Source organism: Phenylobacterium sp. (genome assembly GCF_036563285.1).
In the GTDB taxonomy this organism is placed as follows: Bacteria; Pseudomonadota; Alphaproteobacteria; order Caulobacterales; family Caulobacteraceae; genus Phenylobacterium.
On sequence record NZ_DATCMR010000010.1, the window covers coordinates 139185 to 152709 of the forward strand.

At 68.6% G+C, this 13525-nt stretch carries 15 protein-coding genes; 12 read left to right on the forward strand and 3 right to left on the reverse strand.

Annotated elements, in window-relative coordinates:
• The first annotated feature begins 16 nt into the window (after positions 1 to 16).
• The 3 genes from VIL76_RS10320 to VIL76_RS10330 all read left to right on the forward strand — a co-directional run bounded on the left by VIL76_RS10320 (position 17) and on the right by VIL76_RS10330 (position 3702).
• The gene (locus VIL76_RS10320; RefSeq protein ID WP_332044940.1) at positions 17 to 451 is read left to right on the forward strand and encodes a DoxX family protein; all 435 of its coding nucleotides are present in this window, start codon (positions 17 to 19) and stop codon (positions 449 to 451) included.
• Positions 448 to 1173: a glutathione S-transferase family protein gene (locus VIL76_RS10325; protein WP_332044941.1), complete on the forward strand. Its 726-nt coding sequence runs from the start codon at positions 448 to 450 to the stop codon at positions 1171 to 1173. Before VIL76_RS10320 ends, VIL76_RS10325 begins: the two co-directional genes overlap by 4 nt.
• Positions 1174 to 1449: 276 nt before the next feature.
• Positions 1450 to 3702: a penicillin acylase family protein gene (locus VIL76_RS10330; protein ID WP_332045006.1), complete on the forward strand. Its 2253-nt coding sequence runs from the start codon at positions 1450 to 1452 to the stop codon at positions 3700 to 3702.
• 21 nt (positions 3703 to 3723) lie between these two features.
• Here the strand turns inward: VIL76_RS10330 and VIL76_RS10335 are convergent, their stop codons facing one another.
• The 3 genes from VIL76_RS10335 to VIL76_RS10345 all read right to left on the reverse strand — a co-directional run bounded on the left by VIL76_RS10335 (position 3724) and on the right by VIL76_RS10345 (position 6727).
• Entirely contained in the window at positions 3724 to 4266 is a 543-nt protein-coding gene (locus VIL76_RS10335; RefSeq protein ID WP_332044942.1) for a DUF2239 family protein, read from the reverse strand.
• A gap of 53 nt (positions 4267 to 4319) precedes the next feature.
• Positions 4320 to 5750 carry a recombinase family protein gene (locus VIL76_RS10340; protein ID WP_332044943.1) on the reverse strand — a complete coding sequence of 477 codons (1431 nt, stop codon included), beginning with the start codon at positions 5748 to 5750 and terminating at the stop codon, positions 4320 to 4322.
• Between the two features lie 419 nt (positions 5751 to 6169).
• Complete coding sequence (locus tag VIL76_RS10345; RefSeq protein WP_332044944.1) at positions 6170 to 6727, reverse strand: hypothetical protein; 558 nt, start codon at positions 6725 to 6727, stop codon at positions 6170 to 6172.
• Positions 6728 to 6791: 64 nt separating this feature from the next.
• Here VIL76_RS10345 and VIL76_RS10350 point away from each other — a divergent pair, with 64 nt between their 5' ends.
• The 9 genes from VIL76_RS10350 (at position 6792) to wecC (ending at position 13512) form a co-directional block, all read left to right on the forward strand.
• Positions 6792 to 7886 carry a glycosyltransferase family 9 protein gene (locus VIL76_RS10350; protein ID WP_332044945.1) on the forward strand — a complete coding sequence of 365 codons (1095 nt, stop codon included), beginning with the start codon at positions 6792 to 6794 and terminating at the stop codon, positions 7884 to 7886.
• 48 nt (positions 7887 to 7934) lie between these two features.
• The gene (locus VIL76_RS10355) at positions 7935 to 8099 is read left to right on the forward strand and encodes a hypothetical protein (protein ID WP_332044946.1); all 165 of its coding nucleotides are present in this window, start codon (positions 7935 to 7937) and stop codon (positions 8097 to 8099) included.
• A gap of 240 nt (positions 8100 to 8339) precedes the next feature.
• Entirely contained in the window at positions 8340 to 8810 is a 471-nt protein-coding gene (locus VIL76_RS10360) for a hypothetical protein (RefSeq protein ID WP_332044947.1), read from the forward strand.
• Positions 8811 to 8883: 73 nt separating this feature from the next.
• Positions 8884 to 9168 carry a DNA-binding protein gene (locus tag VIL76_RS10365; RefSeq protein WP_414695429.1) on the forward strand — a complete coding sequence of 95 codons (285 nt, stop codon included), beginning with the start codon at positions 8884 to 8886 and terminating at the stop codon, positions 9166 to 9168.
• Positions 9169 to 9170: 2 nt separating this feature from the next.
• Positions 9171 to 9629 carry a DUF2840 domain-containing protein gene (locus tag VIL76_RS10370; RefSeq protein ID WP_332044948.1) on the forward strand — a complete coding sequence of 153 codons (459 nt, stop codon included), beginning with the start codon at positions 9171 to 9173 and terminating at the stop codon, positions 9627 to 9629.
• A complete protein-coding gene (locus VIL76_RS10375) occupies positions 9626 to 10126 on the forward strand; it encodes a S26 family signal peptidase (RefSeq protein WP_332044949.1) in 501 nt (166 codons plus the stop codon). Before VIL76_RS10370 ends, VIL76_RS10375 begins: the two co-directional genes overlap by 4 nt.
• A gap of 65 nt (positions 10127 to 10191) precedes the next feature.
• Complete coding sequence (locus VIL76_RS10380; RefSeq protein WP_332045008.1) at positions 10192 to 10683, forward strand: lytic transglycosylase domain-containing protein; 492 nt, start codon at positions 10192 to 10194, stop codon at positions 10681 to 10683.
• Between the two features lie 439 nt (positions 10684 to 11122).
• The gene (gene wecB / locus VIL76_RS10385) at positions 11123 to 12253 is read left to right on the forward strand and encodes a non-hydrolyzing UDP-N-acetylglucosamine 2-epimerase (RefSeq protein WP_332044950.1); all 1131 of its coding nucleotides are present in this window, start codon (positions 11123 to 11125) and stop codon (positions 12251 to 12253) included.
• Positions 12250 to 13512: a UDP-N-acetyl-D-mannosamine dehydrogenase gene (gene wecC / locus VIL76_RS10390; RefSeq protein WP_332044951.1), complete on the forward strand. Its 1263-nt coding sequence runs from the start codon at positions 12250 to 12252 to the stop codon at positions 13510 to 13512. The genes wecB and wecC overlap by 4 nt, the downstream gene beginning before the upstream one ends.
• Positions 13513 to 13525 lie beyond the last annotated feature (13 nt).

The following is a 13525-nucleotide window of genomic DNA, read 5'->3' on the forward strand; positions in this document are numbered from 1 at the left end:
AACTGGAGGTGAAGCCATGCAGGCCAGGACAGTCGATTATGGAATAGCGCTGCTGCGCGTCAGCCTGGGCGCGATGTTCCTCGCCCACAGCGTTCTGCTGAAGGTGTTGACCTTCGGAATGGAAGGGACCTCGGCGTACTTCGTGGGCCTAGGCCTGCCCGGATGGGCGGCCTACCTGGTGGTTGCGGCGGAGATCGTCGGCGGCGGGCTGCTCGTGCTGGGCGTCGCGGTGCGCGTGGTGGCGCTCGCGCTGTCGCCGATCCTGCTGGGCGCGCTCTTCATGGCGCATCTGAAGAACGGCTGGGTGTTCACCGCCGCCGGCGGGGGCTGGGAGTATCCGGCCTACCTGTTCGTGCTCTGCGTCGCCCAATCCCTGCTCGGGGCCGGAGCCTTCGCTCTGTCTCCGCGCCTGCAGCGCGGGCCGAAGCTCCTGCGGGAGGTGCTGGCATGAGCCTGCGCCTCACCCTCGTCAGTCACCATCTATGCCCCTATGTGCAGCGGGCGCTGATCGTCGCGCGCGAGGCGGACGTCGAGCTGGAGACGGTCTACATCGACCTCGCCGCCAAGCCGGCCTGGTTCCTGTCGCTCTCGCCCACCGGCAAGACCCCGCTCCTGCGGGTCCAGGACGGCGAGCGGGACGAGGTGCTCTTCGAGAGCGCGGCCATCGCCGAATACCTGGACGAGCTCTCCGGGGGGGCGCTTTCGCCGCGGGACCCTCTTGGCCGGGCACAGCAACGGGCGTGGGTGGAGTACGCCTCGGGTGCGCTCGCCGATATCGCCGGCCTGTACATGGCGCCGGTCGAGCGCGAGTTCGAGATGAAGCGCCGAGCCCTGGTCGCCCGCCTGCAGCGCCTCGAGGGTGTCGTGAAAGGCCCGTTCTTCTCCGGCCCCGAGTTCCGGCTCGCGGATGCGGCCTTCGCGCCGGTATTCCGTTACTTCGACGTCTTCGAGGCCGAAGCCGGTCTGCACCTGGCGTCTGGTCTGGATCAGGTGGGGGCGTGGCGTTCGAGCCTTGCCGGACGGCCTTCGGTCAGGGACGCGGTCGCTCCGGATTACGCCGCGCGGCTGCGCGCTTTCCTGGTGCTGCGGGGCTCGCATCTGAGCCGCCGGATCGGCGCCTTTAGGCGTGAGCTCAAAGGCGCGCCGACCCCCGCCGAGCTTGTCGATCTGTAGGCGAGATGGGTTCTCGGCTCCTCGGGTCGACATCGTCATGGACGGCGCCACGCACTCCTGCGACCGATCTGGTTCGCGTCTCCACCTCCTGAAGCAGCGGTGGCAGGAGAGCGCCCTGCGCGGCCCGAGGTGGACGAGGCGGGCGCTCCCATGATTGACGCGCCGCAGCCGCTGGAACACGCTCCCCGCAGGGTGCTCGGGGAGGGGCCAATGATCCAGATCGGGTGGCGACGTGCGCCTTGGCGCGGGACTGGGCTCCTGGCTGCGGCGGCCGTGATGGGAGTGACAGGGGTAGGGTGGTGTGGAGCTGCCGCAGCCGCCACCTATTCGGCGGAGATACGCCGTACGGCCCTAGGCGTGCCGCACATCAAGGCGGCCGACATTGGGAGCATCGGCTACGGCTACGGATACGCCAGCGCCCAGGACAACATCTGCGAGATCGCCGACCGCATCCTGACCGTCTCGGGCGAGCGGGCGCGCCATCTGGGCGCCGGTGCGGCGGACGCCAACATCATGAGCGACCTCTACCACCGTGCGGCCTTTGCGAAGGGCGATGTGGAGCGGCTGCTGGCGGGCCCTCCTGGGTCGGTGGACACCCCGTCACCGGACGCCCGCGCCATGGCGCGAGGCTATGTGGCCGGCGTGAACCGCTACCTTCGGGAGACAGGCGTCGCGAAGATCGACGACCCGCGTTGCCGCGGGGCGGGCTGGGTCCGCCCGCTGACCGAGATCGACTTCTGGCGGCACATGTATGTGGGCCAGACGGTGGATGGCCTCTTCGCGCCGGTCGGCTCTGCGCAACCGCCCGGCTCGAGCGCGCGCCAGGCGGCGCTGCCCGCGGACGCCCGGTTGCTGGAGGAAGAGACGGGGCTCGGCAGCAACGCCTACGGCCTGGGCCGGGAGGTGACCAAGTCCGGGCGCGGCGTGCTGCTGGGCAACCCGCACTATCCGTGGACCGGGGTGAACCGGTTCTACCGCACCCACTTCACCATTCCCGGCAAGCTGAACGTGGTGGGGGTGAGCTATGTGGGCATGCCGCTCATCCGCATGGGGCATACCGAGCATGTGGCGTGGAGCAACACGGTCTCGACGGCCAGCCGCTATGGCTATTTCGAGCTGAAGCTCGATCCTGCCGACCCCACCCGCTACCTGTACGAGGGCCGCTACGAGCCGATGACGCGGCAGACCTTCACGGTCGCGGTGAAGGACGGGCCGCCGGTGACGCGCACGCTCTACGCGACGCGCTATGGGCCCGTCGTCTTAAGCAGCACCTTCCCCTGGACGACCGAGCGCGCCTTCGCTCTGCGCCAGGCGCCCGTGGGCCTGCGTGACGTCGACCAGTACATGGCCGTCTGGCAGGCGAGGTCCGTGCGTGAGCTGCAGAAGGTGCTAGCCGCCAGGCAGTCATATCGTTTCAACACCACGGCGGTGGACGCCGGCGGCGAGGCCTTCTTCGGCGACATGGGGATGATACCCAACGTGCCGGAGGAGCTGGCGAAGGCCTGCATCGTCTCCGACGTGGGTCGCGAGGCGTGGACCCGCGGCCGCCGCGCCGTGCTGGATGGTTCGCGCGCGGCCTGCGACTGGCGGACCGATGCGGACTCCACGGCGCCCGGGATGTTCGGCGCTCGCGCCGCGCCACAGCTCTTCCGCACCGACTACGTCACCCAGAGCAACGACAGCTACTGGCTGACCAATCCTGAGCAGCCGCTGACGGGCTACAGCCGGGTGTGGGGTGACGAGGGGACGGCGCGGAGCCTGCGCACGCGGCTCGGCCTCGACCAGGTGAAGCGCCGTGTGGAGGGAACGGACGGGCTCGAGGGGCGCAAGTTCGATTTGGCGGCGCTGCAGAAGGTGATGTTCGGCAACCGCCACTACGGCGGCGAGCTGACGCGCGACGAGCTGGTGACCGCCTGCCGGACGTCGGGTCGCGCGAAGCTGCAGCCGGCCTGCGAGGCTCTCGCCCGGTGGGACCTGAAGGTGGACCTCGACAGCCGAGGCGCGCACCTCTTCCACCTGTTCGCGGAGAACGGCGGGCTGAAGTTCAGGACGCCCTTCGATCCGGTCGATCCGGTGGGCACCCCCCACACCCTGGATAGTTCGGACCCGGCCGTGCTGGCGGCGCTGGAGAAGGCGGTCGACCGGTTGGCGGAGCTGAAGATCCCGCTCGACGCCCGGTTGGGCGACGTGCAGCGAGACGACCGGGGACGCGGCGAGCTCGTGCCGATCCACGGAGGGGCCGGCGGGGAGGGGGTGTTCAACGTCATCACCGTCGCGCCGGAGCAACTGAAGCCGGAGCTCGGGTGGACCCAGATCCGCCACGGCGCGAGCTGGGTCATGGCGGTGGAGTTCACCGACAAGGGTCCGGTGAGCCGCGGACTACTGACCTATTCCCAGTCCACAAACTCCGGCTCCAAACACTACGCCGATCAGACCCGGCTCTATTCGCGGAAGCAGTGGGATGACCTGCGCTTCACCGAAGCCGCCGTGGCGACCGGCACGGTCAACCGGCAGGTGGTCAGTGAGTGACCTGGGTGTGGGGACGTCCGGCTAGGCCGGCGTCAGTCGCCGCACATATTCGGCGACGGGCTTCGGCCAGGGCGAGATGATTTGAGACAGCTGTTCGCGATCGCCCTTGAAGAGCGCCCTCAGCGCCTCCTCATAGCCCGGCAGATCGCCGGCCAGGGACGTCATCACGCGATAGGCGGCGTCCTGCCGAGCACGGGCAAGATCCGTCTGCGCTCCGCTTCGACTGGCGGTCTCGACCAGGCGGCGCAGCGCCGCTGACGCGCCGCCGGGCTGGGTCGCCAGCCACGCCCAATGCCGCGGCAGGAGCGTGACCTCACGGGCGGTGACGCCAAGCTTCGGCCTGCCCCGGCCCGGCTTCACCGGTGCTGAGGGCGGCTGGATCGCAATCGCAGGCGTCGCGGTGGTGGGATCGAGCTCCACCTGTTCGCCGGTGGCGTCGCTGAAGATCAGGACGCGGGACTCGCCCGCCGACAAGGCTGCGTGGGCGGCGGCCGCCACCTTGGCGGGCTCGCCGCTGGCGAGCAGCCGGTGGCCGGCGAAGGCCGTGTAGGTGTTCGGCGCCATGGCGGTTTATTACCCGGGCGGAAAGCAGGATCAACGGCCTTGCGTTTGCCGCGTCACGGGCGGCGGGAAGCCTGCAGCTCGGCGCCGGCAGTCCTGCGGTTGCGGGCGAGGTCGAGCCGAAGACGCTGGGCCGGCGGAGGTTCGTACCCGATCAGCTCGTAGACCCGGGACATGCTCCCGAAGGTGCGCCTGTACCAGTTCGAACCGGGCAGGGCGGAATCCTCGTCGATGCTGAACGTGCTGACCGAGCCATTCTGCTCCAGGTGTCCACGCAGCGCCTCGAGCGCCTCGGCCGGCGCCAGAGGGACCGGGTGGTCGCGGAACCGGCAGGGGCGGACCTCCCTGGCCTTCAGGGAGGCGGCAAGCTGGGAACGGGTCGGCTCGGCGTCGACGAGGGCCATGGCGTTCACCAGGCCGCCGAAGCGCCGAGAGATGACTGCGGCGCAGTGGGTCTGCGGATGGCGATCGATCAGAGAGTGGCTGATCCGGCCGTGGTCGCGGAGCACGATGCGAAGGTCGTCCAGCAACTCGGCGTCGGTGGGGTTGCGGGATTTGCATTGCCGGAACTGGGCCTGGACAGCGGCGAAGGTGGCGGCGTCTACGATCGGCTCGACGGCCTTCGGCACGCGGACCCACTGGCTCCTCGGCACGCGGTGGCGGCTGCCCAGCGCGCCCTTGGTCTTGTTGCGCTGCAGGGCGCCCGCGTACTTCTCGTTCCTGAGCACCTCCCTGACCCGGAAGCGCGTCCATTTGTGACCCGCTTCGGCCGTGATGCCCTCGCGGTTGAGCAGCGCCGCGATCGGGCCCAGGCGCAGGCCATGGACGAGGAACAGGCTGTAGATGCGTCTCACCGTGCGCACCTCCTCCTCCGGCCCCGCGACGAGGATGGTGCGGGTGCCGCGCAGCGCCTTGTGCTCGCCGCTCTCCATGTGGAAGCGCGGCCGGCGGTCCGGGTCGACCGCAACCCGACGCAGGCCGTAGCCGGGCGGCCCGTTCACCCAGAAGCCCTTGTAGGAAAGCCCCCGCTGGGCAGTGGACGTCTTGGAGGCCAGCTCCCGGCTGAACTCTGCCGCCATCGCCCGCTTCACGTGCTTCACGATGGTCGACCCGAGGCTGCCGTCGTTGCGGAACGGCTCGGCCGTGTAGAGGATCTGCACGCCGGCCTCACGGCAGATGAACTCGTAGTGGCCGCCCTGGTCGATGTCCTGGAAGCGCCCCCAGCGGCTGACGTCATAGACCAGCACCACATTGAAGCCCGGCGAGCCGCCGAGCACGTCGGCGAGCAGCTGCTTCAGGCCGTGGCGGCCCTTCAGGCGCAGGCCGCTCACGCCGGCATCCTCGTAGGTCTTCACCAGGGCGTAGCTGTGCTCGGCGGCGAAGGCGGCATTGTGCGCGGATTGGAATTCCAGGGAGTAGTTCTGGTGCTCCCTCGACATGCGGACGTACTGGGCGGCTCTACGGCCTGGCTCCGTCACGGTGGGCATGGAGGGTCCTCCCGCTCGCCATCATGCACGGGCAGGTGGAGGGCGGACAGACCCGAAGTTGTGGCTCAAACTGGGTTTGGGGCGTCCAGGACGCTAAACGGGATAAGGTTCGTACCCGATCAATTGGATGCCGCCGGAAGACCTTCTCAGACGAAGAGGCCGGTGGAACTTCCCCTGGAGCGCGCAGCCCCCGACCTGGAGGGGCCGGGGGCCTCGACAACGTCTGGCGTCACGCTTCAGAGGGTCGTCGGGTTCGCCCGTACGTCATGGGTGAGAATCGCGACCCATGGGATCTCCTGTTTACCCGATTTGGGGAGATCGGATGTGACATAGCGCGCGGTGACCGCGGGCATCTGGCGCTGGCCGTCAGCTTGGCCCGCTACGCACAGACGTCGCCTGCAGCGCATTAGGCTCCAACGTCATTTGCGGGCCTCCAGCACGATCCGGAACTCCTTGCCGACGTTGTGCAGCGTCGCGACCAGGCGGTCGGCTTCGGCGGGGGTGATTTCGCCCCGTTGAAGCTGGGTGGCGTAGGGCTCCTCGAGGAGGAGCTGGACGGAGACAGTCCTGAAGTCGACGCCCGTGTAGTGGGCGAGCGGGGTCGAATGGGCGCCGGCGGCGGCCCAGCGGTCGTTGAGCTCGCGGTCGAAGAGCGAGAGCATGGCAGGCGTGATCGGACGCACGTGGGTCGGATCGTCGATGAAGTTGTCGTGGCGCGGGTGCGGGACGTGGATCGTGACCCGGCAGCCCGCTGCGGCGATGCGCCAGGTCTCCTGCATGATCTTGAGGAACACTCGCGGGTCGCGGCCCATGTGCTCCAGGGCGTGGATGAAGAGGATCTCTTCGGCGCAGCCCGCGGGCCAGGGCCAGGGCGTGCTCTCGAGGTCGAACACCTCATCGGGCTCGCACTCTGGGGCGGCGTCGACGTTGATGTAGCCGGCCATCTTCCGCCGGCCGCAGCCCAGGTTGAACTTCATGCCTTCCCATTAGCACGGCCGCGGCGGTTGCGAGGGGCGGGCCCGGCCTCGTAAGTCTGGGCAGATGCCCGGCGCCGAACCATCGCTGCAGGAGTTGATCGGCGCTGCACGCGAGGCGGCCAAGCGCGGGGTCGCGAACCTGTCGGAGGTCGAGGGCATCTACGAGGAGGCGGCCCACCGCTTCCCGCATTCGGGTGAGGCCTTCCACTGGCTCGGCGTCGTCAAGCGGCAGCTCGGCAAGCCTGCGGACGCGGAGGCGGCGTTTCGGCGCGCGCTGGCGCTCGACGCCAGTCTGCCGGCGACGCGGCGACTGCTGTCGATGGCGGTGCTGGCGCAGGGGCGCTACCCCGAGGGCTTCGAGCTCTACGAAGCGCGGCACGAGCTGCCGGCGATGGCCAAGCCGGCGCTGCCGCAGCCCGAGTGGCGCGGGGAGGATGTGAAGGGCAAGCGGGTGCTGATCTGGCCGGAGCAGGGCTTCGGCGACCAGATCATGTTCGCGCGGTTTGCCGTCCTGCTGAAGACCCGAGGGGCGGACGTGACGCTGCTCTGCCGGCCGGGGCTGGTGCGGCTGCTGCAAGGCTCTCTGGGGGTGCGGACTCTGGGGGCCGAGGGCGCGGTGGACTTCCCCGACCCGGACTACTGGGTGATGACCTGCTCGCTGGCCTGGCGCTGCGGGGCGACGGTCGAGACGGTTCCGAACGCGCCGTACCTGCGGCCGGTGAGCGCTTGGCCGTCGTTGGGCGAGGGATTCAAGGTCGGGCTCGTGACCCGAGGCAATCCCGGACACATGAACGATCCTAACCGGTCGCTGCCGCCCGAATGGGCGGAGCGGCTGCGCGCGCTGCCGGCGCAGATCATCGAGCTCGATCCCGCCCAGACCGGCGCGAAGGACTTCGCCGACACGGCGGCGATCATCGACCAGCTGGACCTCGTGATCTCGGTGGACACAGCGATGGCGCATCTCGCCGGAGCCATGGGCAAGCCGTGCTGGGTGATGCTGTCGGGCGTGGAGACCGACTGGCGCTGGATGACGGACCGGGCGGACAGCCCCTGGTACCCGTCCATGCGCCTCTACCGGCAGACGCGACTGGCCGAGTGGTCGGACGTGATCCAGCGCATCGAGACTGACTTCAAGGCGCTGCTCTCCGACGAAAAATAGATGTCGCTATTTTTTTGGGATGTTCATGGTGTGTTCTAATTTGCTCCCATGGCAAACACTCCCAAACACAAGCCTCCCGAACAGGCCTCGCTCACCCTGAAGCTGGGGAACGCACTGGAGGCCAAGGCCACCGGATGGGGCGTCTTCGCCCTGCCCATCTGCCTGCTCGTGCTGGTCCTCAGCGCGACCTTCGCGACCCTGGTGCTGGGATAGTCGGTCGGACGACGGACCGGGGCCCGGGCCGTGTCTTATCGCCGACCGTCCGGTGCGGAATCCGGCGTCTCGCACGTCTTAATCCGTGAGCCCGGCGCCCACTCAGACCCGACGGGGTGTCGTGGCTCGCCAGTGTCTTGGCGCCGGCGGCTGCGGGCGCGGCGGCTGGAGGCTCTTGCCGCCGCGCCCGGAGCTCCGCCGGCGGGTGGAGGGGACTTGCTGCAGCGGATGCCTGCCCGCATGCGAACGCCGCCGCTCCGGCCGAAGACGCAGCGGCTGGTGGCGTGCGCCGCCATGCGCGGGCAGTCCACGGAAGCCGTCGCTGCGCGGCTCGGATGGAGCGTGAGGGCCGTGGGCCAGCAGCTTTCGGAGCTGAGGGCGCGCGGCCTGGCCCGGTGGGCGCACGTGGTCTGTCCGGAGCGGCTGGGGAACAGCATCTGCCTGCTCAGCTACGTAAGCCTCCGCAGCGTCGAGCCTGCGGACACCGACGCCTTCGAGGACTGGTGTCGGGAGGATACGTTCGTGACCCAGGCGGTGCTGCTGGCCGGGCGCTGGGACTACGCCCTTTGGTCCTGGCATCGCGACACTCGGAGCGCCTCCAACTGGCTTCGCCTGGTGGAGTCTCGTGCTGAGGTCGGCCGCTGCGACACCCGGGTGGTCAGGGTGCTGTTCGGGCACGTGCTGGACGGCGCGCCGGTGTTCCACCGATGAGCTCGAAACCGGGAGGGGACTACAGTTTGCCCAGTTCCTGGGCTCCTGATCGGTCAGGGAGCTGTCGGAGCGCGTGAGCGCCTTCAGCGACGCCCAGGTGTTCGTCGAGCGCGCCGGCCGCGCCGCGGACATGGGTGAGCTGACGGGCCTGCTCAGCGAGGTGACGCGGGAGCTCGGGTTCGATCATGGCACCGGACCCACGTACCGCAAGATCGGTGGCCGTGTGGTGTACACGCTCGCGGACCTGGAGGACTGGGCGCAGCGCGGCACGCGTGCATCCACAAGCGATGAGGGGAGGGGAGTGGTGCTGCCGGCCAAGCGCCATGCTGCTGTCGCTCCGGCTTATCGAAAGCTCTGACTATGCTCACCGAGGTGGAGCTCGTCTTCCACCAAGGCGTCATGGAGCGGTGGATCCGCTTCGGACGCTGGACAGACGAGCGGATCATCAACCGGCGTCGCCGTGTCGTCTGCTTTGCGCCCGGTGAGCTGTTTGCACTCGTGCGCTGGCAGGCCGGTGAGCACGGGACGCTGCAGTCGCGCATCGACATCCTCCGTGCTGTGCCCATCGGCGAAGCCTTCACGACCGTGCCCTTCGTTGCGCCGGGCGCTGAGGTGTTCGCGCACGTTTTCGGCTGGCCGAAGGTGCAGAAGGTGCTCGAGGCCATCGAGGCGGTGGAGGCCGCCGGCGTCGATCCGCGTGATTGTGCGCCTGAGTATTGGCGGCACGTGGCCAGCCGTGTCGAAGCGGGCCTGAAGCCGAGGGCCTATGGCGCCAAACGCCATCGTGCGTGGCTGCTGCGGAAGGGGCGGGCGGGATGACTGCGCGCGCCGTCCTCACCTCGGCAGCCGTAGGTTTGGCCGCCATCGGAGCGTCCCCGATGGTCGACGGGCCGCCGGTGGTGGTTTGGAACACCACGTCCAGTGCGCCTCTCGGCTTTTGGCTGATTGAGCGCCATGCGTCCCTGGGCCGCGGAGATTGGGCGGTCATCCAGCCTGATCCACGGACTGCGCACTGGCTAGCGGACCGACGATACCTGCGGGTGGGAGCGCTTCTCATCAAGTCCGTCGCGGCGGTGGAGGGGCAGACGATTTGCCGGCAAAGCCATGTCGTGACGGTGGACGGGAAGCCTGCTGCGTTCGCCCTAGAGGCCGATCGGTGGCGGCGAGCACTGCCGATGTGGGCCGGCTGCCGCACGCTTCGACCGGGCGAGCTGTTCCTGATCAATGCGGATCCCTACAGCCTCGACGGCAGATACCTCGGCGTCACGCGGGTGCGGCAGGTGGTCGGTCGGGCGACGCTGATTTGGTCGCCGTGAGGCGCGCGGCGGGTGCGTCCGTCGCGCTCGCGCTGCTCGTGCAGGGCTCGGCGCACGCGCAGTCGGTGCGCACTTCCGACACTGAGTTGGACCGGGCCTTTGCAGCGGCTGCCGCCTCCTCAGGTCTCCCTGAACAGTGGATCCGATACGTAGTCGCCGCGGAGAGCGGCGGGAATCCATTTGCGACCTCGCGGGCAGGAGCGATGGGCCTGATGCAGCTTATGCCGAGCACCTGGCGCGAGCAGCAGCAGCGGCTGGCGCTTGGTCCCGACCCCTTCGATGTATCCGACAACCTTGCCGCCGGCGCTGACTATCTGCGCCAGATGGTGGCGCGCTTCGGCTTATCCGGCGGCCTGGCTGCGTACAATGCAGGTCCAGCCCGCTACTTGCAGTACCTCGCCGGACGATCGCTGCCTCAGGAAACCCGCACCTATGTCGCGCGGCTCGCGCCGCAGCTCCTTCGCGGGGATGGCGCTAAGATTCAGTCCAAGCGGAAAGCAGCGCCCTGGGCGCATAGCCCTCTGAATCCCACGCCAGAGGGGGGTTCGAACCCGTGACAGACCGATGGCAAGATAAAAGGCGCGGGACCTGAAGGTCCTAAGCGCTTGTGGGTATTGGAGAACGTGAAGTGCCCGGCTTGAGGGATGGTACCGCGAAACACCTCTTGCCCGTGTGATCACAACAAGAGGTGCGGGACCGTGATAACCCGTCGGCTGCCTAAAGTGGATGATCTTCCTCGGCGTCCTAGCGACGGGCCGTCCGGCTCTAGTCTGAGCTCGGGCCAAGGTTCACTTAGGTCTGCGCTGAAGGGTCGCTTCCCCTGAAGACGGGCGTAGCGGCTATTGTCCGGCCGTCGTACAGCGCGCCCGCGGCTTTACCTGAGACGGCCGCTTGGCCATAGGACCGTGCCAAGGCGAGACAACGGGCGCGGCGGGGTGGGCACGCCTCTTGCTTGGCGGGCGCGGCGGCGGGGTCGCCGGAGTGAAACGGGGCGGAATGCACGGTCGAATCCTTCTCGTCTTCGGGACGCGGCCCGAAGCGATCAAGATGCTGCCGGTCGTCAAGGCGCTGCGCGCCCGGCGCTCGCTGCATACTGTCGTGGCGACCACGGGCCAGCACCGCCAGATGCTGGACCAGGTCTTCGGGGCCTTCGGCGAACGGCCAGACATCGATCTCGATCTGATGTCCGCAGGACAAACCCTCACCGACATCACGGTCCGCGTCCTGGCCCGCATGGGCGAAGTCTTCGACGCGGAGAAGCCGGACCTGGTCCTGGTTCACGGGGACACCACCACGGCGATGGCCGCGGCCCTGGCGGCTTTCTACGCCCGGATCCCGGTCGGACATGTGGAGGCCGGCCTGCGCTCGCACGACATCGCCCGACCCTGGCCGGAGGAATACAACCGCGTGTCCATCGACGCGGTGGCCGACTTCCTGTTCGCACCCACGGAGGTCTCGGCCGAGAACCTGCGCCGGGAATCGCCGCGCGAACGCACCATCGCCATCACCGGCAACACCGGCATCGACGCCCTGCTGTACATGGCCGAGCGGGTCGACGCCTCGACGTTGGCGGAGCTGCCGGTCCAGCTCTCGCCCGGCAGGAAGCTCGTACTGGTCACCGGCCACCGGCGCGAGAGCTTCGGGGGCGGCTTCGACCGCATCTGTGATGGCATCGCACGCATCGCGGCCCGCGACGACGTCGAGATCATCTATCCGGTCCATCTGAACCCGCAGGTGAAAGATGTGGTGACGCAGCGGCTTGGTGGCGGCCTCGGCAACGTCCACCTGATCCCGCCTGTCGACTACGTGCAGATGGTCGCGCTCATGAAGCGGGCCGACGTCATCCTCACCGACAGTGGGGGCATTCAGGAGGAAGGTCCCGCGCTGGGCAAGCCCGTGCTGGTCATGCGTGAGGTCACCGAGCGACCCGAGGCGCTGGCTACGGGCGTGGTCTCCCTCGTGGGCACCGATCCCGTGCTCATGGCCGGCGAGGTCTTCCGCCTGCTCGACGATCCCGACTACTACGCCGGCCGGGCCCGCTCGGTCTTCCCCTACGGGGACGGCACCGCGGCGACACAGATCGCCGACATCATCGAAGCGTACGCGCGCACCAAGAGAGCTGCATGAAGATCTGTGTCGTAGGCCTGGGCTACATCGGGCTCCCCACCGCCGCCATGCTGGCGAGCCGCGGCCACGAGGTCGTGGGCTATGACGTGAACCAGCGCGTCGTCGATGCGGTGAACGCCGGCCAGGCGCACTTTCATGAGCCGGACCTGCAGATGCTGCTGACCGCCGCCGTGACCACCGGCCAACTTCGCGCGGCCACCGCGCCTGAGACGGCGGACTACTACATCATCGCGGTGCCGACGCCCGTACGCCCCGGCGGCGCGCCCGACATGAGCTACGTAGAGAAGGCGTCCGCCGCCATCGCACCCACGCTGAAGGCTGGCTCGGTAGTCATCCTGGAGTCCACCTCGCCCGTGGGCTCCACCGAGATGGTCGCCGACGTGCTCCGCGAGGCGCGGCCGGATCTGACCTTCCCGCGCTACAAGGATGACATGGTAGAGGCCGAGGTGGCCGTCTGCCACTGCCCCGAGCGCATCCTGCCGGGCCAGATGGTCCGCGAGCTCGTTCAGAACGACCGCATCATCGGCGGCCTGACCGATAGCTGCGCCCAGAAGGCGCTGGACCTATACCAGGAGTTCGTCACCGGAGAGTGCTACGTCACCGACAGCCGCGCCGCCGAGCTGGTGAAGCTGAGCGAGAACGCCTTCCGGGACGTGAACATCGCCTTCGCCAACGAGCTGTCAATGATCTGCGACAAGCTCGAGGTCGACGTCTGGGCGGTGCGCGAACTCGCCAACAAGCACCCGCGGGTCGCGATCCTGGAGCCGGGCGCCGGCGTCGGCGGGCACTGCATCGCGGTCGATCCATGGTTCATCGTCAACTCTGCCCCGGACGAGGCGCGCCTGATCCGGATGGCGCGCACCGTCAATGACGACAAGCCGCACCGGATCATCGAGCGCGTCACCCGACTGGCCGACCGCTTCAAGAACGCCGTCGTCGCCTGCTACGGCATCACCTACAAGCCCGACGTCGACGACCTGCGCGAGAGCCCGGCGCTGGAGATCGTCGAGGCACTGGCGGCGGTGGACGGGCTGAACGTGCTGGTCTGCGAGCCCACGGTGAAGGAGCTGCCGCCGTCGCTTGCCGGCCGCGGCAACGTCCGGCTGGTCGATCCTGGCCAAGCACAGCGCGAGAGCGACATCGTGCTGTTCCTGGTCGGACACCGTCAATTCAAGCGCCTCGATCCCAACGCGTTCCTGAACAAGGTCGTGGTGGACGCAATCGGCCTCATAAGCCGGCCGAATGGGCGTGCGCACTAACGCGCGCCGGCCG

What these genes read in the sequence shown, in the direction of transcription:
- VIL76_RS10330 (WP_332045006.1), top strand. Translation starts at nt 1,450, where the DNA reads ATGGGAGTGACAGGGGTAGGGTGGTGTGGAGCTGCCGCAGCCGCCACC.
- VIL76_RS10360 (WP_332044947.1), top strand. Translation starts at nt 8,340, where the DNA reads ATGCGAACGCCGCCGCTCCGGCCGAAGACGCAGCGGCTGGTGGCGTGC.
- VIL76_RS10375 (WP_332044949.1), top strand. Translation starts at nt 9,626, where the DNA reads ATGACTGCGCGCGCCGTCCTCACCTCGGCAGCCGTAGGTTTGGCCGCC.
- VIL76_RS10345 (WP_332044944.1), bottom strand. Translation starts at nt 6,727, where the DNA reads ATGAAGTTCAACCTGGGCTGCGGCCGGCGGAAGATGGCCGGCTACATC.
- VIL76_RS10355 (WP_332044946.1), top strand. Translation starts at nt 7,935, where the DNA reads ATGGCAAACACTCCCAAACACAAGCCTCCCGAACAGGCCTCGCTCACC.
- VIL76_RS10320 (WP_332044940.1), top strand. Translation starts at nt 17, where the DNA reads ATGCAGGCCAGGACAGTCGATTATGGAATAGCGCTGCTGCGCGTCAGC.
- VIL76_RS10340 (WP_332044943.1), bottom strand. Translation starts at nt 5,750, where the DNA reads ATGCCCACCGTGACGGAGCCAGGCCGTAGAGCCGCCCAGTACGTCCGC.
- wecB (WP_332044950.1), top strand. Translation starts at nt 11,123, where the DNA reads ATGCACGGTCGAATCCTTCTCGTCTTCGGGACGCGGCCCGAAGCGATC.
- VIL76_RS10325 (WP_332044941.1), top strand. Translation starts at nt 448, where the DNA reads ATGAGCCTGCGCCTCACCCTCGTCAGTCACCATCTATGCCCCTATGTG.
- VIL76_RS10335 (WP_332044942.1), bottom strand. Translation starts at nt 4,266, where the DNA reads ATGGCGCCGAACACCTACACGGCCTTCGCCGGCCACCGGCTGCTCGCC.
- wecC (WP_332044951.1), top strand. Translation starts at nt 12,250, where the DNA reads ATGAAGATCTGTGTCGTAGGCCTGGGCTACATCGGGCTCCCCACCGCC.
- VIL76_RS10370 (WP_332044948.1), top strand. Translation starts at nt 9,171, where the DNA reads ATGCTCACCGAGGTGGAGCTCGTCTTCCACCAAGGCGTCATGGAGCGG.
- VIL76_RS10350 (WP_332044945.1), top strand. Translation starts at nt 6,792, where the DNA reads ATGCCCGGCGCCGAACCATCGCTGCAGGAGTTGATCGGCGCTGCACGC.